The sequence below is a fragment of the Microcoleus sp. FACHB-SPT15 genome (genome assembly GCF_014849525.1).
GTDB classification, from domain to species: Bacteria; Cyanobacteriota; Cyanobacteriia; order Cyanobacteriales; family Coleofasciculaceae; genus Symplocastrum; species Symplocastrum torsivum.
The window spans coordinates 380,769-402,134 of record NZ_JACJNU010000053.1 but is presented as its reverse complement, the minus strand read 5'-3'; the positions used below and the strand labels follow the sequence as shown (position 1 = coordinate 402,134).

The following is a 21,366-nucleotide window of genomic DNA, read 5'->3' as shown; positions in this document are numbered from 1 at the left end:
TCTAGAACGATGCACAACCACTCTGAGCATGAAGTGCTACCCGACGATGATGCACCGCTAACTTACTACCAGAAGCTAGAAATTGCTGTGCGCGAGTTGCTCATCAAGAAAGGGCTGATTACTCCTGACGAAGTGCGTCGAAGTGTCGAGGCAATGGATGCGCGTAGCCCCGCTCTTGGAGCTAAAATTGTTGCCCGTGCTTGGACTGACTCAGGCTACAAAAGCCGACTGCTTCAGGACGGGAGTGCAGCCGCTACGGAACTGGGTATAGAAGTAGGAGTAACAAAGCTAGTCGTAGTCGAGAACACGGCACAAGTCCATAACCTTGTCGTTTGTACCCTTTGTTCCTGCTATCCCCGCATGATTTTAGGATTGCCGCCGGATTGGTACAAAAGTAAAGCCTACCGTTCTCGTGCTGTACGAGAACCGCGTGCAGTCCTTGCTGAATTTGGGACTCATATTCCTGAATCTGTCGAAGTTCGCGTACATGACAGTACGGCGACGATGCGTTATCTTGTTTTACCCCAGCGTCCAGCATCAACCGAGGGGATGGATGAGGAAGCACTCGCTGCGCTAGTCACCCGTGACAGCATGATTGGCGTGACAAGAGCTAATGCTCCGGAAGCTTCGCTTACAGGAAGGTCATCTATGATGAACTAAAGCAACAGTCTACTTGGCTATGACTATCTTCAATAGTCAACCCCTTTCCTTGGAAGAAATCCAGAGCTTAATACTTGCTCCAAGCTATAGGGACATTCAGAAGGAAAATCTTCCTCGTCTAAGGAGGTTTCTCTAATAGCTAAGTCCAGTCCGTCCTGATATGCCTCTTCCAATACTTGAGGTAGATAGGGCTGAAGGCTGGGGCTTCTCTTGAGCAGCCGCTGAATTCTACGTCGTTGCTCTCGAATTGTGGCACGCCAGCTCTTTGATTGCTGATCAGGTTGAAATTCCCACTTAAGTAGATGAGCTAGTAGAACTCCTAAGTGGTTGTCCAATTCCCGCTGTTCTTGCCTCCCCAACGACTCAAGCTCCTCAACCAGATTTGGAATATCTAGACAGCCCCACTCCTCTTCTTTGAGAAACCTTGACTGTTGCTGAGTCCACTCATGAAAATCCTCTTCATAAGCAGCGGAAGCATTATCAGTTACGTATAAGTTACTCATTTTTAATGACTTCCTCCTCAGCCAATATTTTTAAAGCATAGCTCCAGTTTCAGTTGCCTATTCAGGACAGAGGCTTCTGATCTAATGTTGTTCCGGTTCTGGAAATTGTCGCTCTCGGACTTCAGTACTAAACTCCTGTACGGCTTGTGTAATTATCTGTCGCAAATCCACATAAGACTTAGCAAACGGTGGCTTATATTCTGAAAGTCCCAATAAATCAGATGTGACTAGCACTTGTCCATCACAGTGTGGCCCTGCACCAATCCCAATCGTCGGAATAGGTATCTTCTGGGTAATTTGCAAGGCTAAATCATCAGGGATATGCTCTAAAACAATCGCAAAGGCACCTGCTTCAGAAAGCGCGATCGCTTCTTGTAGAATTCGCTCACTAGCGTCTTGTGTTTTCCCTTGCTTGCGATACCCTAGCTGATGAACAGATTGCGGTGTTAGCCCGACATGACCCATCACTGGAATTCCGGCGGCTGTGAGTTGTGCAACTGTTTGTGCGATCGCAGGATACCCGCCTTCCAACTTTACCGCCTGTGCGCCTGTTTCCTTCAACGCTCGACCTGCGGAGTGCATCGCTTGTTGGGGACTTTCTTGATAAGTTAAAAACGGCAAATCGCAAACGACTAATGCTCGTTTAACACCTCGACGCACTGCTTTCGTATGGTGCAGTGTCTCCTCTAGTGTTAGGGGCAAGGTATTTTGGTAGCCTAACGTCACCATCGCCATGGAATCTCCTACCAAAATGACATCCACTCCAACCGCATCCAATAGCTGCGCGATCGCATAATCCCAAGCCGTGAGTGTCACAATCGGACGAGACTGCCGCTTCCATTGGATTAATTGCTGAGTGGTGACTGCCATTTTGGTTTAGCGTTGAGGTTTGATTGTTTGCACGAATCTGAGGAAATTTGTTGTCTCAGACATCACTATTAATGTCTAGGGTTCGCAGATTCACAACTGAATCGTAACGACTTATTGAGGAGAAGGTTCGCGAATAAAGGCAAAATGAGGTCTGACGCGACCACTCGTTAAACTAACCCAAGCTAACCCTTCACTTGTGCCAACCCATAACTTGTTGCCAGTATCCGGCGAAAGAGACAGGATACTGTCAGAAGGAAGGTTGGCTATCTGACCGAGTACTTCGCCGCTATCCGGTTTGAGTTTCAACAAGCCATTATCGGTGCCAACCCAAACACTACGATCTTGAGCAAAGCGTATAGATGTAACATTACGTCCCCGAAGTGGTGTTACAGAGCGGATAACTTGAAACGTTTCAGGATTAATCACGAGTAAGCTGTTGGGAGTCCCCGCCCAAAGCATCCCATCTGTGCCAAGGGTAAGGGTTTGCACAACAGTGCCAGGGATGCCTTCAATTCGTCCTCTAGGCAAAGCACTCGCTGTATCGACTCGCACGATGCCGTTTAGCGTCCCCACCCATAGCTGACCTTCTTTATCCAAGGTAAGAGCGTTGGCACTGACACCAGGAAGTTTTTGGACTGTAGTCATTAATAATCCCTGATCGGGGCTGATTAGGGCAAGACCGCGATCGCTTCCTACCCACAGATAGCCTCGACGGTCAATCAACATCGACAGGACTCGATTAGAGGGTAATGTGAAGTTTTGTGTAGTCACTTCATTGCTACGTGGGTCTACACGCAACAGCCCTTCATAGGTTCCCACCCAAATCCGTCCAACTCGGTCTTGCGCTAAAGCACCAACAGTATAGTTCGGTAGGCGAATGCGAGCTAACACCTTTCCAGTATTGGGGTTGATTCTCGATAACCCTAACCATGAACCAATCCAGAGGTCGCCTGTAAAGTCAGGTTGTAAGGCACTTACACGAAAATCTGGTGATAAACGTTGAGTATCTTGCCGTAGGCGTTCAGAAGGTAGCGGTTCGTTTAAGGGTGGGGGTGGTTCATCTACATAGGTGGGGCTATACACATCTTGGTTAGTTTCACGTTGTGCCACTAGCCAATCTCTATCAGTTTGTCCTTGTCTTTGAGCTTTTGCGTTTGGGACTAGTAAGTTCAAGCACAACAGCATTGCAGTAAAGACAAGACCTATACGGGTAATCAAAAACGCCATAGCGATTCTCCTTACTTATGTTCCTAGGATTCCATTTAATACTTTCTACGCCACTGTGATTGAAAATAAGCCAGGGACGCCGACAGAGGAATGAAGAGCTTTCTCTTTATTTTTCTTGTCCAAGGCAAGCTTTCTGTGTTCCATTCCATGAGAATTGCCATAGTAAAGTTGCTCTCCTTGTCAATGCTTTAAAGGGGACACTTTTTCTGCTTATTTCACGAAAATTTACAAAAAGTTGTATTACTTTTAGATATAAAAAAACTTTATACATTCGTAAAGAATAATTGAACTTCAACTTATCGAATTCTTGTTATAGTAACTAAGCCTTAAGAAATTATTTACTACCTCAGCCGTTTGGTTTGCCAAAAAAAATTGTCCCCATAAAGCCAATTTTGTGGTCAAATAACATAGGTTAGGTACTCCCAGGCATGAGTGATTTGCAGGGGGATAATGGGTGTGATGTTGCATCCATAAGGGGCTATTTTACAAGCCTTTTTAAGGATTTTCGTACCTACAATTTCGGTCAAAATCTACAACACCAAAAAGCAGCGGAAGTAGTTGCAATATTCAAGAGTTCCTAAGGAAGGAAAACATGTCTTACTCACAAACCAGAACTCAGTCAAAAGCTGGTTACGATGCCGGGGTAAAAGATTATAAATTAACTTACTATACTCCGGACTACACACCCAAAGACACCGATGTTCTGGCAGCGTTTCGCATGACCCCACAGCCTGGGGTGCCACCGGAAGAAGCAGGCGCGGCAGTTGCGGCTGAGTCGTCTACAGGTACTTGGACAACAGTCTGGACAGACTTGCTGACTGACCTTGATCGCTATAAAGGCCGTTGCTACGACATCGAGCCAGTACGTGGGGAAGACAATCAGTTCATCGCCTATGTTGCTTACCCATTAGATTTGTTTGAAGAAGGTTCCGTTACCAACTTGCTCACCTCACTTGTGGGTAACGTATTTGGTTTCAAAGCTTTGCGTGCCCTGCGCTTAGAAGACTTGCGGATTCCTATCGCTTACCTCAAGACCTTCCAAGGCCCTCCTCACGGAATTACCGTTGAGCGGGACAAGCTGAACAAATATGGTCGTCCTCTCTTGGGTTGTACGATTAAGCCTAAGCTGGGTCTATCTGCGAAGAACTACGGACGTGCGGTTTATGAGTGCCTACGCGGTGGTCTAGACTTCACCAAAGACGACGAAAACATCAACTCTCAGCCATTCATGCGCTGGCGCGATCGCTTCCTGTTCGTTCAAGAAGCCATTGAGAAAGCCCAGGCTGAAACCGGTGAAATTAAAGGTCACTACCTCAACGTCACCGCCCCCACCTGCGAAGAAATGATGGAGCGTGCTGAATTCGCTAAGGAAATCAAGACACCCATCATCATGCACGACTACCTGACGGGTGGTTTCACTGCTAACACCACCCTGGCTAAGTGGTGCCGCCGCAACGGTATCCTGCTACACATCCACCGTGCAATGCACGCGGTAATTGACCGTCAGAAGAACCACGGTATCCACTTCCGCGTTCTTGCTAAGTGTCTGCGGATGTCCGGTGGTGACCACCTCCACTCCGGTACCGTCGTTGGTAAGTTGGAAGGTGAGAAAGGCATCACCATGGGCTTCGTTGACCTGATGCGCGAAGACCACATTGAACAAGACCGCGATCGCGGAATTTACTTCACTCAAGATTGGGCATCCATGCCTGGAGTAATGCCTGTTGCTTCCGGTGGTATCCACGTTTGGCATATGCCTGCGTTGGTTGAAATCTTCGGCGATGATTCCTGCCTCCAATTCGGTGGTGGAACACTCGGTCACCCATGGGGTAATGCTCCTGGTGCAACAGCGAACCGGGTTGCCTTGGAAGCTTGTATCCAAGCCCGTAACGAAGGTCGTAACCTGTTCCGCGAAGGTGGCGACGTTATCCGCGAAGCTTGCAAGTGGAGTCCTGAATTGGCTGTTGCTTGTGAACTTTGGAAGGAAATCAAGTTCGAGTTCGAGGCGATGGACACCGTCTGATGTAAGGTGCCAAGTGCTGAGTCCTGAGTGACAAAGTATACTCAAAGACTAAGTACTCAAGATTCAGCACTTACTAGGCAGGGTTCAGAAGATGGATCTAAAACAAGTTGCGAAAGATACAGCCAAGGTGCTGACTAGCTACTTTACCTATCAAGCACTGAGGACGGTTTTAGCTCAGTTGAGTGAAAATGACCCACCTCAAGCCCTATGGCTGCATTCCTTTTGCTCAAGGAACAGTATCCAAGATGGCGAAGCTTTCCTCCTAGCCTTACTTCAAGAGAAACAAGAGCTAGCGCTTCGACTGATGACTGTACGGCAGCACATGGCAGAAGAAGTAGCAGAATTCTTACCAGAAATGGTTCGCACTAGCATCCAGCAGTCAAACACAGAACATCGGCGTCAGCATCTAGAGCGCATTACGCAATTTACAAGCTCTGAACCCCCTAGCTACCCCGAACAGCAACCTGATTCAGAAAACTAAGATTGCTGAGTCAGGGACACTATAAAGCCTCTAGTTGTATACCCCTACTTCAATTTACGAGCATAACCCATGCAAACTTTACCGAAAGAACGTCGTTACGAAACTCTTTCCTACTTGCCACCCCTGACTGATTCGCAGATTCTCAAGCAAGTCCAGTACATTTTGGATCAAGGCTATATCCCAGCCGTAGAATTTAGCGAAGATTCAGAACCAAAACAGCACTACTGGACATTGTGGAAACTGCCCTTGTTCAAAGCTCGCACTCCTCAAGAAGTGATGCAAGAAGTAGATGGTTGTCGCTCGGACTACCGCGACTCTTACATCCGTGTAGTAGGTTTCGATAACATAAAGCAGTGCCAAGTTCTTAGCTTCATCGTTCACAAACCTACTGCCAACACCCGTAGCCGCTACTAATAGGCTTCTGGCTGAAATTTTCTGACATTTGGATGAATAAGGAGGTGGATTATTCCGCCTCCTTTTGTTTATTTTTTAGGTTTATTGTGTTCAGATAGTCAGAACTACAGATAAATGCGATGGCATCCCAATACTCTCCAATACACTTAGCGAAGAATATTCCGAATGTAGCCCCACTTTCCACCACTACTCACTAGGGCAAATCCTTCATTAAAAGAATTCGCTTCATTGAATTCTGGAGTGATTACAACGTTTCCGGTTTTGTTGATATAGCCCCACAAACTGCCGACTTTCACCGCTGCTAATCCTTCCTGAAACGATTTAGCTTTCTCAAATTGCCTCGCAATTACCAGTTGCCCTGTTGAGTTAATATAACCCCACTTGTTAGCCATTTTTACAGGCGCTAAGCCTTCAGCAAAAGACTCGGCTTCATCAAATTGTGGCTGAATCACAACTTTACCTAGCTTGTCAATATAGCCATACTTGCCAGAAACCTTAACCCCTGCCAACCCTGCACTGAAAGAACCCGCTTTATCAAATTGCGGTAGGATTACTGGTTTTCCCGTTTTGTCGATATAAAGCCAACTGTCATCAATTTTTACAGCGGCTAGTCCTTCTTGGAAAGAATTTGCTGCATCAAATTGCGTTGAGATTACAAGCTTACCTGTCTTGTCAACATAGCCATACTTGCTGCCGACTCTGACTAGCGCGAGTCCTGTGTTATCCGGAGTTGCTTCGCTAGAAGGAAAAAACTCAGCTTGATCAAACTGAAAGCGACTAACGAGTTTTCCTCTTGTGTCGATGTAGCCCCACTTATAGCCCATTTTGACGGGTGCTAGCCCTTCGGAGAAGGAATCTGCCCAATCAAATTCGGGTTGGCTAACGGATTTTCCTAACTTATCAATATAACGATACTGACCAGCGAGTCTTCGTTCAGTGAACCCATGTTCTTTGATTTTTGAGGAACTGAATTGTGCGGGTTGAGCGTAGGGGCCAGTGCGTAATACTTTTGCTAGAGCATCATTCTCTTCTCGTAAACCTTCATAGAAGAAAAAGACTTCCCCTAGAATTCCTTGATCGCGATTGTATTGAATCGTCTGCAACAATAGTTCTGGAGTCATGCGGTACGAACCGGACTTGAGTAGAACACCAGGGACTAGAGAAGGCATTTGTAATGATGTAAATTGCTGCGTAACAAGCCGATCAACCAGTAATTTATACCCCTCAAAGTTACGGCTATATAACTGGGGATGGATTAGATCCACGAGTCCCTGATCAATCCAAGCTTGCGAGTCCTGAAGGTACTCTTGCATTCCCCAAGGGTAGACACTCGGAGACATTGAAATGATTAGGTTGGGATTGATTGTAATTACTTCTCGATAGAGGCGGGTTAAGAAGTCGCTGAGGATGTCGGCACGCCACTGAAGCCATTGTGGATCTTTTGGATTTTGGGGAGGATTTTGGTTGAACTGCCGAAAGTAACGGTCAACAGTTCTCGCGTCGTAACTACCTTCTGAGGGGAGTGCAGGCATTCGGTCATCGCCTTGGATGCCCGCAATATCATAGTTGTTAACAACTTCCAGTACCAAACTCCGGAGGAAATCCTGCACCTCCAAGTCAAGCGCATTCATCCACTCAAAGTTATTCTTTTTCAGCAAATTACCACTGGCATCGCGTGCTGACCACTCTGGTTTTTTCGCCAGCAGTCGTCCACCATTTTGGTTAAAGGAACTGGCAAATCCATACTCGAACCAGGGAATAACCGCTAGTCCAACCCGCTTTGCCTCGACAATCAGTTCCCCCAAAGGGTCTCGTCCAGCATAGCGTGAGTCAATCTCCAATCCAAACGTGTCCCGCATAATGCGACTGGGGTAAATCGTCGCAGCGTTATTCCAGACAACAGGAAACACAACGTTGAACCCGGTTTCGGCAAGAAAATTCATCGCCTCAGCAATATTTTGCTTGGAGTTGAGAACTTGGCTAGCGGTAGTCGTAAGCCAAACGCCGCGTGTTTCTACAAGATCTCCTTGACGTGGAATGGATTGGGGCGAAACACTCTGATACGTTCTAACTAATGCTACTCCTTCGGAAAATGAATTCGCCTCATCCAGTTGTGGCTGAATCACGAGTTTCCCCGTTGTGTCGATGTAACCCCACTTATTCCCACTCTTGACTCGTGCTAGTCCTTCGGAAAAGGAATCTGCCTCCTCAAATTGGGGAGGGATGGCGAACAAGTCTAACCCAGGAATGTACTGAGATGGGACACCAGGGATGTTTAAGGCGCGGCAAATAAATGTGGCTACCTCAGCTCTTGAGGCGTTTTGATTGGGGTTGAGGCGTTTAATATTTGGATAGTTAACAACAAGACGCTTTTCGGTTGCTGCGGCGATCGCATTTAGCGCATAACTCGGAATCAAAGCCGCGTCATCATAATACCGTGATAGGGATGCAACACCTTGCGCTCCTGCGGTGTACTTCAATCCACTCACTAATGCTACCAGTGCCTGCACTCGCGGAATTGGCTGGTTAGGTCTAAATGTGCCATCAGGGTAGCCAGAGAGAAAACCCGTTCGATAAGTGGTTTGAATAGCAGAATTTGCCCAGTTATTGGAGGAGACATCCTTAAAGGTGATGGCGCTGCGGATAGGAGGCGTGTTGGCAAACGCCTTAGACAAAAGGGCAGCAAATTCAGCACGAGTTACAGATGCGTTGGGTCGAAAACTACCATCTGGGTAGCCACTGATGAAGTTTCTCGCCACGAGTTGGCTAATACAGTCATTAGCCCAATGGTTCTGAGTATCGGAAAAAATCAAATTACTTGACATTGACTGAGAGAGGAAGCGTTACTAAGCTTTCAAATTGCCTCTCAACAGTCTAGACTCACTCTCGTTGGGATTAAGCGATTTCCTTCTCCATCTCACATACCGGACGACTTTTTCTCTCAAAAATGCAAAAATAGTTAAGAACGGAAAAGGCACTACTGTCGCTGTAGAAGCATGAACTACCGCCTGACGCGACAGCGACTGGCGGTTTCTAGTTTCACGGGAGAATGCCTCAAAACGGACTTGCGTCCGACTTTTGGTCTTACTCCTCCTCCACCAGCAGAGACGGACGTTCCATCCGCCTGTAGCAGTCTGATGCCCTCTTCTCTAATGTTCGTTGCGGCGTTGCCATCCCGGTCGTGACGAGTATTGCAGTGTGGACAAGTCCATTCCCTTACATCTAACGGCATTTCGTCAACTTGGTGGTAACAATTAGAGCAGAGCTTGGAACTGGGAAACCATCGGTCAATCTCTATCAACTTCCCACCTTTTCTTTCTAGTTTGTAGGCGAGATTGTTGGTAAACATTCCCCAGCCAACATCAGATATTGCCTTGGCTAGATTGTGATTATGAACCATGCCCTTGACATGAAGATTCTCTACTACGACAACTTGGTTCTCATTGACTAGCTTTCGTGAAAGCTTGTGCAGAAAATCCGCTCGTGAGTTGCTCACCCGTTCGTACACTCTAGCGACAACCTTTCTATATTTATTTCGTGATTTACTCCCTTTTTGTTTTCTGGCTAGTTTCTGCTGCTTACGCTTGAGGTTTTTCTCATGTTTGGCAAGGTGTCTAGGATTGTCATACTTAGACACTTTGCTGCCGTCACTGGTCACAGCAAAGTGCTTGAGTCCCAGGTCAACACCAATTACTCTGCCTTCTGTTGAAGGAGCGGGATTCTCTCCCTCTATTTCAGCCAAAATAGAGGCATAGTATTTTCCTGATGGGTCAATGCTTACAGTAACGGTTTTGATTGTTCCCTCAATGGGTCTATGAATCTTGGCTTTTACCGCGCCTACATGACCAGGCAGTTTTAGGCAAGAACCTATCACTTTGACATTTTGAGGATACTGAATTGACTGCCTACCATGTTTTGATTTGAATCGTGGAAATCTCGCACGACCCTCAAAGAAGTTTTTGTAGGCAGTGGTTAGATTAAGGGTGATAGCTTGTAAAACCTGGCTATAACACTCACCTAGCCATTCAGTCTCCTTATCTTTCTTTAGCTTTGGCAGAAGTGCATTGAGTGCTGACCGTCCTAATCCCTTGCCAGTATTTCGATAACTTTCAATGGATTTGTTGAGTCCGAAATTCCACCACCAACGCGCACAACCGAAGTGTTGAGCTAACAACACTTCTTGCTCTGGTGTCGGGTACAAACGGGCTTTGACGGCTCTATGCAGCACTTGATTTACCTCCTTAGCTACCAAGCTTATCATGTATTAAAATTAGAGGTAAAGCCTGTAAGGAGAAGAGTTTGGAAGCCTCCGTCCCTCCGGATCGCCCCTGCTTTCATCCCCCTTCTCGCGAGCGTCAGGGGGATCTCTCGCAGGCTCTTGTTAAAGACTTCCTCAATCTTCGCTGGGTGGTTCTCAGTCATGGCTTCTGGGATCTATGCGATCGCGCACATTGGTCATCTAAAGCTTTACGTTGGTGAGACAAGCCGCATCAAAAACGTTTGGCCACCACTATTGGCTCAACTAGACAATGGCACCTACCCAAACGCTACATTGCAGAGGGTATGGGATTTGGAGGGAGGCAAACGCCGCTTTACATTTCACACTTGGAAAGACTTAGCAAACCAAGAAATTATTGGGATTGAGAAAGCCGAAGACGATGCGTAAGCCCTAGCATCTCAAGCGATTGAGAATCATGAATGGCGCGGATGGGTAGGTGTTTGAAATGACGGTGCTAAAAGTTAGGCTGGATGGCTGATTCCATAAGGATTTGAAGCTTTTGAGACAATTGGGACATCCGCGCACCATACAGGAAAAGGCTTTCAACGTTTTTGACTCTTGACAGAATAGAGATTTTTGGAGATGATTAGATCATTCGCGAAAAAGCACCTTGAAAACCGAATACAGCAAGCTTTTCAGGCTCCCGCTCTCTTTCAATTACCTCTAATCCCTTTTAGGGATTGAAAAGAAATACCACCCAGACCGCTCTAGCAACACATCCTCTTTCAATTACCTCTAATCCCTTTTAGGGATTGAAAACAGCCGCTTGCAGCTCAGGGACTAGACGCTCAACTCTTTCAATTACCTCTAATCCCTTTCAGGGATTGAAACTTACAAAACTTCGCAAACAGATCTGCTGAGATCGACTTTCAATTACCTCTAATCCCTTTCAGGGATTGAAACCTTGACTACATTCAGAAGCTAGGCGATCGCACTTCAGCTTTCAATTACCTCTAATCCCTTTCAGGGATTGAAACGCAACTTTTGCCCTAAAACCTGACTGCTGACTCCTCAAAGCTGATAGCCTAACTCTTGCACCTCTGACTCTAACTCGAAACCCATAATGTCTAATCAAACACTAGGACTCGACACTCAGCTTTACAACTACTTGCAGTCAGTTTCTCTCAGAGAACCGGAAATTTTGACCCAGCTAAGGCAGGAAACAGCGCAGCATCCAATGGCTCAAATGCAGATTGCCCCAGATCAGGGACAGTTTATGGCATTGCTAGTGCAGTTGATAGGAGCAAAGAAAACCTTAGAAGTTGGGGTGTTTACAGGCTATAGTTCCCTAGTTGTAGCCTTAGCGCTGCCACCAGAAGGCAAGGTAGTTGCCTGTGATGTGAGTGAGGAATATACAAACATTGCACGTCGCTATTGGCAACAAGCAGGAGTAGCTGGCAAAATTGACCTCCATATCGCCCCAGCACAAGAAACCTTGAAATCGCTACTGGCAGAAGGACAAGCAGGTACATTTGACTTTGCCTTCATTGATGCAGACAAGAGCAACTACGAGATTTACTACGAACTCGCCTTAGAATTACTGCGTCCAGGTGGGCTAATTATTGTAGACAATGTACTTTGGTCGGGGCGAGTAGCAGACCCCCAAGTGCAGGACAATAGAACCAATGCCATTCGCTCACTTAATCAAAAGCTCCATCAAGATCAGCGAGTAACCCTTAGCCTAGTTCCGATTGGGGATGGCTTGACTCTGGCGCTGAAGCGTTGAAATGCTTCCTCTTCGCTAGCTCAAACTGTCGCTGTCTCTCCTCCTGACGCGCTCTTTTTTCCGCTGTAAGCTTGTCAAAACAGTAAGGACAGGAAATGCCTTCTTGGTAATGAGGAGAAATGCGATCGCCTTCAGAAATTGGATGTCCACAGCTTCGGCACATATCGTAAGAACCTTCTACCAACCCAGACTTTACAGCAATGCGCTGATCGAAGACAAAACACTCTCCCTGCCATAAACTCTCTTCGGCTGGAACTTCCTCCAAATACTTAAGAATCCCACCTTTGAGGTGATACACCTCCTGAAAGCCTTGAGAGAGCATAAACGATGACGCTTTCTCACAGCGAATGCCACCTGTACAAAACATTGCTACCTTCTTGTGTACAGCAGGATTGAGATGGTGCGTTACATAGTCAGGAAATTCTCGAAATGAAGCAATCTGAGGATTTTCCGCTCCCTTAAACGTACCAATACCCACCTCATAATCGTTGCGGGTATCAACAACCAGTACTTCCGGATCGCACAGCAACTCGTTCCAATCCTTCGGGCTAACATAAGTACCAACCTTGTCATTCGGGTCAATTTCAGGAATACCCAAGGTGACAATTTCACTCTTCAACCGTACTTTCAAGCGATCAAAGGGCGGAGCATCAGTATAAGACTCTTTGTGTTCCAAGTCAGCTAGACGTGGATCAGAGCGTATAAAGGCGAGAACTGAATCAATCGCCTGACGTGAACCAGAGAGATTGGCATTGATTCCTTCTGCCGCAAGAAGAATTGTCCCCTTGATACCCTGCTGTTCGCAGTATTCCACCAAGGAACTTTGTTTCTCAGCAAAGTCCGGCAACTTAACAAATTTATAAAATGTTGCAACAACCTGGGTCATTTTCCCGCTCAACTGAGAGATAGAGGTGCTACATCCGGCTTGCTGCATACTTTACAGGTACTCAGCTACAAGATGATGATATACCCCTGATCTTTTTTCTTCATCCTCTATCAAGAATGGAACGATAAGGAGTAAGATAACTATGGTAGATAAGTTTCCATTCTTGCGTTACACTATTTTAGTGCTTGGGGGTTTAGCTCAGTTGGTAGAGCGCCTGCTTTGCAAGCAGGATGTCAGCGGTTCGAGTCCGCTAACCTCCACTAAGAAGTCGAATAACACTTTATTTGTCGTTAGCAACCCATTCGCGTCGCTACTAACACCTTAGTAGTAGGGTGCGTCATGACGCACCTTATAGGTAGAGGTTCGGCGTAAGTCCTGACAAGGATAAAAGCGATCGCTCACCCAAAAATCTGCTACTCTCCTCAACTCATCCCTTATCCTTACCTATTTCACCTCCAAATTAAACCCCGGCAACACCTCCTCCCCCGACAACACCATAGGCATCTCCACTATCTCCACCTCTTGCCCCCGGCGGTAAATTTCCATCTGTTTATCCTTGCGATTAATCAGCCAACCCAACCGCAACCCACTCGCCAAATACTCCAGCATCTTATTCTGTAGCGGCTTTAACCTATCGGTGCGAGAACGCAACTCAATCACAAAATCTGGGCAAATCGGCGGAAACCCCTCCCGTTCCTCCTGACTCAACCCTTGCCACCTTTGCAACTCTACCCAAGCAACATCAGGAGAGCGATCGCCACCTCCGGGTAAACTAAATACAGTTTGAGAGCTAAACACCACACCTAACTGAGTCTGTTCATTCCAAAACCCCACCTTAATAATCAAATTTGCCTCTTGATTGCCACTTTCACCACCAATAGGCGTCACAATAATCAATTCTCCATTAGGTGAACGTTCAAGCTGTAAATCGGGATTCGCCTGACACAATTGAAAAAACTGCTCCCGTGTCAGAGTGGTAATTGGCTCTAAATTCAGTACCGTTGTCATAGCATTATCCTTTATCCTTCAGTTTCAAGTGCTGTAGGTACAGCAACACTCGTTAGTACCGTCATCGGACGTTTCTCTTTTAGTAGCTTCATTTGCTCAACGGAGCGTACTACGAGGGTACCTGCGAATCCTAAAGAGTTCACGGAGATGTCTGAAAAACACTCATTTGCTCGTGGTACTACCAGCATCCAATCTCGTGTTGCCAAAAAATTGTAGGCACCTGATTGTTTTTCTCCACTCACAGGGGTATCGCTAATCAAATCCACTGCACGGAGAAGGTTGTAATAACACTCAAGTGTAGATGAGGCAGATGCTAATGGAGATTTATCGGGATGAAAGTCTAGCTTAGCGATCGCATGAACAAAGGGAAAGCTAGGTATAGTCCCTATAGAGTCTTGAAAGGTAACAGATGCGATCGCAGGTTCAATCGGTATCTTTAGTTCCTCTTCTACAAGTGGTAGTGGAACGAGTTGCAAGTGCTTATGTCGCTGACTTGCCCCAGCTATCTTTCCTCCGTTGTAAAACACCAAGCCATCAATTTCATTAAGACACGCCCACATCGCCTCAAAATCTTGTAGCGTGAGCCAGGTTTCCTGCTCCTCAAATGCTCGCGTCACAATGAGTAGGTGATGATCGATAATGTTGAATTTGTTCAACAGACACAGATGCGTATCAGAAATGTCAGCAACAAATAGGTCTTCCTCGTAAGGTAGGAATGGATTAAAGTCTTTTCCAGATTTAGCAGTATCTTTGTCCTGCTTCTTTTTCGCTTCATCTTTACGAGCAAGGTGAGGCAGCACTCGAACGAGGAAGTTAATCCCATCTTGCTCTATGAACTCATACTCTGTTGGGAGAAACTGAAGTGCGCCACAGCTTTTTGCGTGTTCGGTTCGTGCGATCGCTTTATCCCACAACGTGCCCGGTTCTAGCTGTAGTGTTTCCCGTGCATTTTGTTCTTCGTTGGGCATAGCAAACCTCAAACATCCGCTTCTCAAAGGTCATCTATTAGTAAAAGCCTAACAATCGCATGATTACCAGTGCCTCACCTAGCGACTCAATCATAGTCTGGCTTCTCTCATGTCTGACTTAATCTTTAACGAGTAGAACAGACAAAACAGGCCGTCTCAGCGGATTCCCCTGCTCGTCCACTTTCCCGTAAAAGGTCTTACTCTTGTAATAAAACGAAGAAGAGCTTCCCCCATCCAGATTCATCGCTTTTTCAACCCCTAGAGTTTTCATGAAGTCAGCCAGTGCTGTTAGGGACATCCCACTTGTTTGGGACAGAGGTTTTTGAGCCACCATCACCAAAAGAATGTTGCGATCGCGAGTAATACCAACCGCACTCCGAGCGTTAGATTGACGGCTATTCAGCGAGTCTCGTATTACTAACCCGTTCTCAACATCCAAAAAACCCTCTGCAACAGAAGTTATCTCTGGCAACAAACGGGGGCCGCCTCCCAAAGCATCGACTAGCTGGCACTCTTTTGGCGTTGGTTCACTATGAAGGGCAATGTCATAACTGATAGTTGACCCACAACGATATCGTCGGAACTCCGTTCGGTCAAGGATTTTCTCCAAGTAAGGAGCTAATTTGGGATTGTCCATCAGGCGCTCGTTCTTACGAGGGTCAGCCACTAGAACCCCTTGCTGGACAACGTAAGATGTAGATTCTTGATTTTGTGGATCAAAAAAGCCTCCATTGATTACTGCAACAGCTTCATGCTTTTGAGCAAAGCTTTCCAAACTGCTGAGTTCCTGGGAGACAGCAGGAATCACCAAAAAACGACTATCCTCTGGAATCAACAAGGTGTGAACAACACTTGACTCTAAGGTGTAGGACTTGTACTGAACCTTTTGTTCTAGCGGAGGCTCAACCGTTGAAGAGGCTGTTCTTGGAGGTTCCTGATGAGACATATACAGCCGTACAATTGCCAAGCCGATTATGAGCAAGCTCAACCAAAAGATTTTTCTCACACCGTTTCTCCTGTAGCCCAATAACGGCAAGACTAATAATTGGCTAAATCGTCACGATTGGCTGCGGTTTAATCTCCAAACTGCGCCACAAATACCATGAGGCAATACTGCAATAAGGTTTCCAACGTTGTCCGAAGTTTTCTGTCGTTTGTCGGTCAGGAAGTGTCTCAAGACCGTAAACTTTCCGAATGCCTGCTCGTATCCCCAGGTCATCAACAGGTAAAACATCCAACCGCTTGAGACGGAAGATCAGGAGCATCTGAACCGTCCAACGTCCAACACCTTTAACCCGTGTCAGGGTTGTAATAATCGACTCATCATCCATCACATCCAACTCTTCAATGGTTGGCAAGTCTTCAATCACATGACGAGCTAAGTCTTTGAGATAAGAGATTTTGGGTCGAGAGATACCAACGCGGCGGAGGTCTTCGTCGGGCGTGTTGAGGATATCTAGTGCTGTCGGAAACTCGCTATTAGGGTAAAGCTGGAGAAACCGGGAGTGGATAGTACCAGCTGCCTTGGTAGAGAGTTGTTGATGAAGAATTGACCGGGATAGGCAAAAGAACAAGTTTCCCTCCGGCTGACTCTCAACCAGTTGGCAAGGGCCAACTTCTTCAATGACTTTTGCTAGGACAGGATCTGAGTGTAATAGAAAGGCGATCGCAACTGAGTAATTCATTTTCCTCTCCGACTTCAGGCGATTGGATGACATATTGAAGTAAGGTGATGCTACCCTTAGTTCTTTATCCCAGAAATGTGCTGAGAATCATCAGAGAAATCCAAACGCAAGGAGTTTAAGATTTTATCCGACGCTTTCGAGAGCGAGTAGTATCATTCAGTTAACGAATGGGGGTGCTGACGATATGCCTAAACTGACTCCGACCCTATGGATTTTCAATGCTGTTACGCTTCCTATCGTAGGTCTAGTAATAGCCTTGACACCTAAAGCGCCAATAGCGACTAACGATAGTTCAACTCAACCTGTAGTTGCTCCTGATGCTAAGTCATCACTAAAAAAACCTGACCAAACGAAAGAGCTGCTACTACCATCTTCCGCGAAAGAGCCTGTCTCAGCGCCTTCAGTACAACCTTTGGCTCCCGACATCAAACCATTACCAAAGAAAATTAAACCCGTATTGGTACGCCCTGCACAACCGATCGCTTCTGTGACGACATCACCTTCAATTGCCCCTAAACAAGTAGCAGTTTCCAGCACCCTTTCATCACCAACAAAATCTCAACCTGCCTTTAGACTCTCATCACAAGCTTTAATCTCGCTGCGCCCACCAGAAAGAGTAGTAGCAACACCACCTTTTGCTGCGGCTGAAGCTGAATCTTCCTTAAAGACACCAGAAGCGACTGTTATACCCTCACCTCAAGCTATAACTTTGCCGAGTCCACCAGAGGAACTACCAACGCCAACACTACCTTTTAGTACTCCCGAAGCGTCTCCAGTGCCAGAACGCAAACCTTCTCCACAAGAGGTACAAAGTTTGTGCCAGAAGTTCCCCTTGAATTCACGTTGCCAAGATACGCGACCTTTTGCCACTCTTGAAGCATTATTAGCTCCAGAACGCAAGCCTTCTCCACAAGAGGTACAGAGTTTGTGTCAGAAGTTTCCCTTGAATTCACGCTGTAACAACAATACATTGGCTCCGGATACAAGCGCTCCCGCTCAAGGTGCGACAACACCACCACCGAACTCAAGTTCTCCTGCACAAGGCACAACAGCACCCGCCTCAAACATTCCAGATGCAACATCACCCGCCTCAAGTTCTCCTAGTAGTCCCTAAAAACCAAGCGTCAATTCCAGGAGCAAATAATTCAGCAAAAAAGTAGATGCAACAAACTCATGTTTCTTGTTGCAATGGAAGTTCAATATAGAACTATCGAGACAAATCATGAGTTTAGAAGAGAAGGCAAAGGCAACGGCTCAGAACATCCAGGGGAAAGTCACTGAAGCTGTAGGTAATGTCACAGGGGATTCTGACACTCAGATGGAAGGTCAAGCTAAGCAGGCTGAAGCTGAGATTCGTCAGATAGCAGAGGATAAAAAAGACGAAGCTAAAAACGAAAACATTGATGTTGTCTCAGCTGACTGATCTGAAACGGCGAAAAATGAAACACCTCAGACATTTTGCTGAGGTGTTATCTAATCTAAATTGTTGAGTGCTTGCGATTTACAATATAATCTTCGCAAAAATACTTAGTTGCAGACATCCGCCAAATCTACTAGATATCTAAGTATAAGTGCTTAGATACAGATTAACGTCTCAAGCTAAATCTACCTCGAACGTTAAGCTTATCCCACTGGCGCTAGCTAGTAAGAGATTTGGGAGAATCAGTTGCTCATCACTTTTGTGCTAGTACCACTTATAGAGTCAGAACCCTGCTCAACTTGCAGGTAAACAACAGGAATCTGTTTTACCAAGACAGGTTGACCAAAGCGACTGGTATAAACATCTAGCTCTGCATCAAGGTTAGCCTCAAATAAAAGACGTTGCCCTGGAAAAATCACCTTCTCGAAGTACCAGTTAGGAATATTGACAATCCGAATAATTTGTACTGCGCTTGTAGTGTTGGCATAGCCGCAGAAAACTTGGCAGCAGGAATCAGTTACCAGTGAATTCATGGAGGAAAACAGCTTACTTCTGTTTTCAGTATCAAAGGCTAATGTTTAGGGTGGTGTCTGCGTAATGTCTAACTTATGGATGAGTTTGTGTTCAACTTGAGCCTAGGAGAAGCATTAGCCTGTTTAAGTTGCAGTAAGGAAACAACCCTCTGTCTATTAGTTAAGGAGTTTGCTTTTTGTGGGAAAATTGCTCATCGGGTACGACTGGTTCTCTAGATCGCATCTGCCTCACAAGTTTGCTTTCATTGTTCCAACAATCTCCCGCAAGGTTTCTGGGACTGAACGAGGTTGCCAACCCAGTTCCTGACGCGCTTTCGTGGCGTCTACCCGCACACAACGGTCATAAATATAGTGAACACGCTCTCGACTTAAGGGGGGCTGCCATTTGAGTAACTGTCCGATTGGATCAAGTAGGTTTCCGGCTAATCTGACTATGGATTTGGGAGTTTCACGCGGTGCTGGAATCCCTGTTTCTTGACTAAGAAGATTAAACATTTCGCGAGTGGTAAGGTCACCCGCAGAAATGATGTAATGTTCTCCAGGTTTACCTTTTTCTACGGCTAGAATCATTGCCGCCACTAAATCATCGACATGGACGATACCCGTAACGCGATCGCCTCCTGCCCACAATTTCAGTCCGCCTTTGAGAAATTGCTGCATCACAGGGCCAAAATGAGGGTCATCTGCACCAAAAATCCCAGAAGGTAAGACACTCACAACAGGCAAGCCTTGAGCCGCAAATTTGTCTACTATTTGTTGAGCTTCGTACTTTGTGCGGTCATAAGCAGAGGAAAAATCAGCCTGTGTCCGTTGGAAGGTTTCATCAACAACTTGACCTTTAGTATCACCAAGTACACCAATTGTGCTGCAATAAACTACTTTAGACACGCCAGAGGATTGAGCCGCTTCCATCACAGCACGGGTACCTTCAACATTCACCCGTTTCATCTGAATAGCATCAACAAGCCCCAGTTCTACATAGGCAGCGGTGTGAAACACTGTATCTACTCCAGTCATGGCACTCTGGAGTGCATCCCGATCAGTAATGTCGCCATAAGCGAGTTGCACATTGCAATCCGATAGACGCTCTAAATTACTGGACTTGCGGACTAGACCAACAACAGAATTACCTTGCTGTTCCAACGCTTTCACTAAGTGAGAGCCTGTAAATCCGTTTGCTCCCGTTACGAACGCTTTCATTGCTTCTCCTTTATCTGCATGAGTGCATTCTCTCCAGTGCTGCCAGTTCAGCCTGTTGCTGATTCAGTTCAAATTCTCTCATCCTGAAGGGCTATGTGTACGGCATGAACGGGAAAGCGATCGCACCTACTTCAGCAATCGCTATTCTTTCCGAGCAGGTTCGGGCAAACTTCATGGATACAATCAGAGGGAAAAGGCTCTTTTTGTAAGAAATGGCTGAAATTGTCACGATTGAACTTCCCGAAACACTGGCACAACGAGCCAAGGAAATCGCTGCTCTGACGAATCGGCGACTTGAAGATGTCTTAGTTGAATGGATTGATCCTGCGAGTACAGAACTCCCTGTGGAGTCGCTACCCGATGATTGGGTTTTGGCATTATGCGATAGGGAGATGGAACCGGAGCAACAAGCCGCTTTGAGTAACCTTTTGGCTGGCAATCGCGAGGCGCAACTCGATAATGAAGAAGCCAGTCAACTGGATGAGTTGATGCAGGTTTACCGATGTGGCTTAGTACGCAAGGCACAAGCGTTAAAAGTGGCTGTTGAACGTGGTTTGAAGCCTGCTCTCAGCTAAAGATAACTCAGTAATTTTACGCGATGAAGGAAGTAGCATCTCCGTAAATTTACGCTAGGGCAAAGGATATAGGTAGTGTAAAAATGATCCGTGATGAGTTAGTTCGTTAGTTAACTTTCAAACACATGGATTTTTCAGAATTAGAAAAAGCACTTGAATCGCTAATAGACTGGATTATTAGCTCTGAGCCACAAGAAATAACAAGTTATGTAGATCAGCTTCGTTCAGATAATCCTCGACTTAGTAACAGGCAAATTGCAGAAAAAATAGTGTATGAACAATCTATTAATAACGGACTATTAGGTGCTGTAACAGGTCTAGGTGGATTGATAACTTTACCTGTTACTATTCCTTTAGATTTAGTAAAAACCTGGAAAATCCAAGCATTTACTATTCGTTGCATTGCTCATGTTTATGGATATACTCCGCAAACAACTGACGAGAAAACAGATATATTTTTAGTTTTATCTAATGGTTCTCTCGAAGAACTTAAAAATTTAGTAATTTTAGAAGCTCAAAAGGCAGAACCTAAATATGCCTTACAATCTTTAGATAAGCTAAAAAAATCAGTAGTTCAAGAAGTTACCAAAGCAGCACCTAAATACGCAGCAAAAGCAATTGTTAAGTATGGTGGCAAGAAAGTTGTTAGTTATACGATGAAAGGCTTATCCAAGCACCTAGTAAAAGGTCTATGGAAGCTAGGAGGCAAAAAAGTAGTAGAAAAAGCTCTGCAAAAATCTATAGGAAAAGTAGTTCCTGTGATTGGAGCGTTAGTTGGTGGTGGCATAGATTGGTTTGCAACACAAGCTGTAGGGAATCTAGCTATTGAGTATTACGAAAATTCAGTACCAGAGTGGGTAGATGAGGTTTTCTGCTTGTGTACAGAAAACGATGAGGTGTGAGTCACT

Annotated in this window: 22 protein-coding genes, 1 tRNA gene and 1 CRISPR repeat array; of the genes, 11 read left to right on the top strand and 12 right to left on the bottom strand. The window is 45.9% G+C overall.

Annotated features, from left to right (window positions below; genetic code table 11):
• Nucleotides 1-9: 9 nt before the first annotated feature.
• The gene (gene nthA, locus H6F98_RS20850) at nucleotides 10-660 is read left to right on the top strand and encodes a nitrile hydratase subunit alpha (RefSeq protein WP_192220605.1); all 651 of its coding nucleotides are present in this window, start codon (nucleotides 10-12) and stop codon (nucleotides 658-660) included.
• Between the two features lie 29 nt (nucleotides 661-689).
• Here nthA and H6F98_RS20845 read toward each other — a convergent pair whose 3' ends face one another.
• The 3 genes from H6F98_RS20845 to H6F98_RS20835 form a co-directional block, all read right to left on the bottom strand.
• Nucleotides 690-1,163, bottom strand: coding sequence for a DUF29 domain-containing protein (locus H6F98_RS20845; protein WP_192220604.1), 474 nt, complete (start codon nucleotides 1,161-1,163; stop codon nucleotides 690-692).
• 81 nt (nucleotides 1,164-1,244) lie between these two features.
• Nucleotides 1,245-2,033 (bottom strand): 3-methyl-2-oxobutanoate hydroxymethyltransferase, encoded by a 789-nt coding sequence (gene panB / locus H6F98_RS20840; protein WP_192220603.1) that lies wholly within the window; start codon nucleotides 2,031-2,033, stop codon nucleotides 1,245-1,247.
• 111 nt (nucleotides 2,034-2,144) lie between these two features.
• On the bottom strand, nucleotides 2,145-3,260 hold the full coding sequence (locus H6F98_RS20835) for a two-component regulator propeller domain-containing protein (protein WP_192220602.1): 1,116 nt from the start codon (nucleotides 3,258-3,260) through the stop codon (nucleotides 2,145-2,147).
• A 592-nt stretch (nucleotides 3,261-3,852) separates the two neighbouring features.
• Between H6F98_RS20835 and H6F98_RS20830 the strand changes: the two genes are divergently transcribed.
• The 3 genes from H6F98_RS20830 to H6F98_RS20820 all read left to right on the top strand — a co-directional run bounded on the left by H6F98_RS20830 (nucleotide 3,853) and on the right by H6F98_RS20820 (nucleotide 6,178).
• Entirely contained in the window at nucleotides 3,853-5,283 is a 1,431-nt protein-coding gene (locus H6F98_RS20830; protein ID WP_192220601.1) for a form I ribulose bisphosphate carboxylase large subunit, read from the top strand.
• A gap of 91 nt (nucleotides 5,284-5,374) precedes the next feature.
• Entirely contained in the window at nucleotides 5,375-5,764 is a 390-nt protein-coding gene (gene rcbX, locus H6F98_RS20825; RefSeq protein WP_192220600.1) for a RuBisCO chaperone RbcX, read from the top strand.
• 69 nt (nucleotides 5,765-5,833) lie between these two features.
• A complete protein-coding gene (locus H6F98_RS20820; RefSeq protein WP_192220599.1) occupies nucleotides 5,834-6,178 on the top strand; it encodes a ribulose bisphosphate carboxylase small subunit in 345 nt (114 codons plus the stop codon).
• Nucleotides 6,179-6,324: 146 nt separating this feature from the next.
• Here the strand turns inward: H6F98_RS20820 and H6F98_RS20815 are convergent, their stop codons facing one another.
• A complete protein-coding gene (locus tag H6F98_RS20815; RefSeq protein ID WP_192220598.1) occupies nucleotides 6,325-9,003 on the bottom strand; it encodes a WG repeat-containing protein in 2,679 nt (892 codons plus the stop codon).
• A 176-nt stretch (nucleotides 9,004-9,179) separates the two neighbouring features.
• Nucleotides 9,180-10,406 (bottom strand): RNA-guided endonuclease TnpB family protein, encoded by a 1,227-nt coding sequence (locus H6F98_RS20810; RefSeq protein WP_192220597.1) that lies wholly within the window; start codon nucleotides 10,404-10,406, stop codon nucleotides 9,180-9,182.
• A 192-nt stretch (nucleotides 10,407-10,598) separates the two neighbouring features.
• Between H6F98_RS20810 and H6F98_RS20805 the strand changes: the two genes are divergently transcribed.
• Together H6F98_RS20805 and H6F98_RS20800 are read left to right on the top strand one after the other, a co-directional pair.
• Complete coding sequence (locus H6F98_RS20805; protein WP_192220596.1) at nucleotides 10,599-10,844, top strand: hypothetical protein; 246 nt, start codon at nucleotides 10,599-10,601, stop codon at nucleotides 10,842-10,844.
• 263 nt (nucleotides 10,845-11,107) lie between these two features.
• A CRISPR array of direct repeats spans nucleotides 11,108-11,433; the repeat unit is 36 nt; unit sequence CTTTCAATTACCTCTAATCCCTTTCAGGGATTGAAA.
• Nucleotides 11,434-11,520: 87 nt separating this feature from the next.
• Entirely contained in the window at nucleotides 11,521-12,183 is a 663-nt protein-coding gene (locus H6F98_RS20800) for a class I SAM-dependent methyltransferase (RefSeq protein WP_192220595.1), read from the top strand.
• Here the strand turns inward: H6F98_RS20800 and H6F98_RS20795 are convergent.
• Nucleotides 12,134-13,069, bottom strand: coding sequence for a rhodanese-related sulfurtransferase (locus H6F98_RS20795; RefSeq protein ID WP_192220594.1), 936 nt, complete (start codon nucleotides 13,067-13,069; stop codon nucleotides 12,134-12,136). The two genes, H6F98_RS20800 and H6F98_RS20795, sit on opposite strands and share 50 nt — an antisense overlap.
• 187 nt (nucleotides 13,070-13,256) lie before the next feature.
• Between H6F98_RS20795 and H6F98_RS20790 the strand changes: the two genes are divergently transcribed.
• Nucleotides 13,257-13,329: transfer RNA gene (locus tag H6F98_RS20790), tRNA-Ala, on the top strand.
• A gap of 184 nt (nucleotides 13,330-13,513) precedes the next feature.
• On the opposite strand, the gene H6F98_RS20785 is transcribed toward H6F98_RS20790, so the two are convergent.
• The 4 genes from H6F98_RS20785 to H6F98_RS20770 form a co-directional block, all read right to left on the bottom strand.
• Entirely contained in the window at nucleotides 13,514-14,077 is a 564-nt protein-coding gene (locus H6F98_RS20785; RefSeq protein WP_192220593.1) for a Uma2 family endonuclease, read from the bottom strand.
• A gap of 11 nt (nucleotides 14,078-14,088) precedes the next feature.
• A complete protein-coding gene (locus H6F98_RS20780) occupies nucleotides 14,089-15,045 on the bottom strand; it encodes a DUF4922 domain-containing protein (RefSeq protein WP_192220592.1) in 957 nt (318 codons plus the stop codon).
• Between the two features lie 118 nt (nucleotides 15,046-15,163).
• The gene (locus tag H6F98_RS20775; protein WP_192220591.1) at nucleotides 15,164-16,051 is read right to left on the bottom strand and encodes a phosphodiester glycosidase family protein; all 888 of its coding nucleotides are present in this window, start codon (nucleotides 16,049-16,051) and stop codon (nucleotides 15,164-15,166) included.
• Nucleotides 16,052-16,094: 43 nt separating this feature from the next.
• The gene (locus H6F98_RS20770) at nucleotides 16,095-16,730 is read right to left on the bottom strand and encodes a DNA-3-methyladenine glycosylase (RefSeq protein ID WP_192220590.1); all 636 of its coding nucleotides are present in this window, start codon (nucleotides 16,728-16,730) and stop codon (nucleotides 16,095-16,097) included.
• Between the two features lie 184 nt (nucleotides 16,731-16,914).
• On the opposite strand from H6F98_RS20770, the gene H6F98_RS20765 reads away from it, so the two are divergent.
• Complete coding sequence (locus tag H6F98_RS20765) at nucleotides 16,915-17,844, top strand: hypothetical protein (protein ID WP_192220589.1); 930 nt, start codon at nucleotides 16,915-16,917, stop codon at nucleotides 17,842-17,844.
• Nucleotides 17,845-17,952: 108 nt separating this feature from the next.
• Complete coding sequence (locus H6F98_RS20760; RefSeq protein ID WP_192220588.1) at nucleotides 17,953-18,153, top strand: CsbD family protein; 201 nt, start codon at nucleotides 17,953-17,955, stop codon at nucleotides 18,151-18,153.
• A 239-nt stretch (nucleotides 18,154-18,392) separates the two neighbouring features.
• On the opposite strand, the gene H6F98_RS20755 is transcribed toward H6F98_RS20760, so the two are convergent.
• Together H6F98_RS20755 and H6F98_RS20750 are read right to left on the bottom strand one after the other, a co-directional pair.
• The gene (locus H6F98_RS20755; RefSeq protein ID WP_192220587.1) at nucleotides 18,393-18,683 is read right to left on the bottom strand and encodes a DUF1830 domain-containing protein; all 291 of its coding nucleotides are present in this window, start codon (nucleotides 18,681-18,683) and stop codon (nucleotides 18,393-18,395) included.
• A gap of 228 nt (nucleotides 18,684-18,911) precedes the next feature.
• Nucleotides 18,912-19,883, bottom strand: coding sequence for an NAD-dependent epimerase/dehydratase family protein (locus tag H6F98_RS20750; RefSeq protein WP_192220586.1), 972 nt, complete (start codon nucleotides 19,881-19,883; stop codon nucleotides 18,912-18,914).
• Between the two features lie 212 nt (nucleotides 19,884-20,095).
• Between H6F98_RS20750 and H6F98_RS20745 the strand changes: the two genes are divergently transcribed.
• Nucleotides 20,096-20,458, top strand: coding sequence for a hypothetical protein (locus tag H6F98_RS20745; protein ID WP_192220585.1), 363 nt, complete (start codon nucleotides 20,096-20,098; stop codon nucleotides 20,456-20,458).
• A gap of 125 nt (nucleotides 20,459-20,583) precedes the next feature.
• The gene (locus H6F98_RS20740; RefSeq protein ID WP_192220584.1) at nucleotides 20,584-21,360 is read left to right on the top strand and encodes an EcsC family protein; all 777 of its coding nucleotides are present in this window, start codon (nucleotides 20,584-20,586) and stop codon (nucleotides 21,358-21,360) included.
• Nucleotides 21,361-21,366: the final 6 nt, after the last annotated feature.

Excerpts from the sequence above, each read along its gene's own strand:
- nthA (WP_192220605.1), top strand. The coding sequence starts at position 10 with ATGCACAACCACTCTGAGCATGAAGTGCTACCCGACGATGATGCACCG.
- H6F98_RS20845 (WP_192220604.1), bottom strand. The coding sequence starts at position 1,163 with ATGAGTAACTTATACGTAACTGATAATGCTTCCGCTGCTTATGAAGAG.
- panB (WP_192220603.1), bottom strand. The coding sequence starts at position 2,033 with ATGGCAGTCACCACTCAGCAATTAATCCAATGGAAGCGGCAGTCTCGT.
- H6F98_RS20835 (WP_192220602.1), bottom strand. The coding sequence starts at position 3,260 with ATGGCGTTTTTGATTACCCGTATAGGTCTTGTCTTTACTGCAATGCTG.
- H6F98_RS20830 (WP_192220601.1), top strand. The coding sequence starts at position 3,853 with ATGTCTTACTCACAAACCAGAACTCAGTCAAAAGCTGGTTACGATGCC.
- rcbX (WP_192220600.1), top strand. The coding sequence starts at position 5,375 with ATGGATCTAAAACAAGTTGCGAAAGATACAGCCAAGGTGCTGACTAGC.
- H6F98_RS20820 (WP_192220599.1), top strand. The coding sequence starts at position 5,834 with ATGCAAACTTTACCGAAAGAACGTCGTTACGAAACTCTTTCCTACTTG.
- H6F98_RS20815 (WP_192220598.1), bottom strand. The coding sequence starts at position 9,003 with ATGTCAAGTAATTTGATTTTTTCCGATACTCAGAACCATTGGGCTAAT.
- H6F98_RS20805 (WP_192220596.1), top strand. The coding sequence starts at position 10,599 with ATGGCTTCTGGGATCTATGCGATCGCGCACATTGGTCATCTAAAGCTT.
- H6F98_RS20800 (WP_192220595.1), top strand. The coding sequence starts at position 11,521 with ATGTCTAATCAAACACTAGGACTCGACACTCAGCTTTACAACTACTTG.
- H6F98_RS20795 (WP_192220594.1), bottom strand. The coding sequence starts at position 13,069 with ATGACCCAGGTTGTTGCAACATTTTATAAATTTGTTAAGTTGCCGGAC.
- H6F98_RS20785 (WP_192220593.1), bottom strand. The coding sequence starts at position 14,077 with ATGACAACGGTACTGAATTTAGAGCCAATTACCACTCTGACACGGGAG.
- H6F98_RS20780 (WP_192220592.1), bottom strand. The coding sequence starts at position 15,045 with ATGCCCAACGAAGAACAAAATGCACGGGAAACACTACAGCTAGAACCG.
- H6F98_RS20770 (WP_192220590.1), bottom strand. The coding sequence starts at position 16,730 with ATGAATTACTCAGTTGCGATCGCCTTTCTATTACACTCAGATCCTGTC.
- H6F98_RS20765 (WP_192220589.1), top strand. The coding sequence starts at position 16,915 with ATGCCTAAACTGACTCCGACCCTATGGATTTTCAATGCTGTTACGCTT.
- H6F98_RS20760 (WP_192220588.1), top strand. The coding sequence starts at position 17,953 with ATGAGTTTAGAAGAGAAGGCAAAGGCAACGGCTCAGAACATCCAGGGG.
- H6F98_RS20755 (WP_192220587.1), bottom strand. The coding sequence starts at position 18,683 with ATGAATTCACTGGTAACTGATTCCTGCTGCCAAGTTTTCTGCGGCTAT.
- H6F98_RS20750 (WP_192220586.1), bottom strand. The coding sequence starts at position 19,883 with ATGAAAGCGTTCGTAACGGGAGCAAACGGATTTACAGGCTCTCACTTA.
- H6F98_RS20745 (WP_192220585.1), top strand. The coding sequence starts at position 20,096 with ATGGCTGAAATTGTCACGATTGAACTTCCCGAAACACTGGCACAACGA.
- H6F98_RS20740 (WP_192220584.1), top strand. The coding sequence starts at position 20,584 with ATGGATTTTTCAGAATTAGAAAAAGCACTTGAATCGCTAATAGACTGG.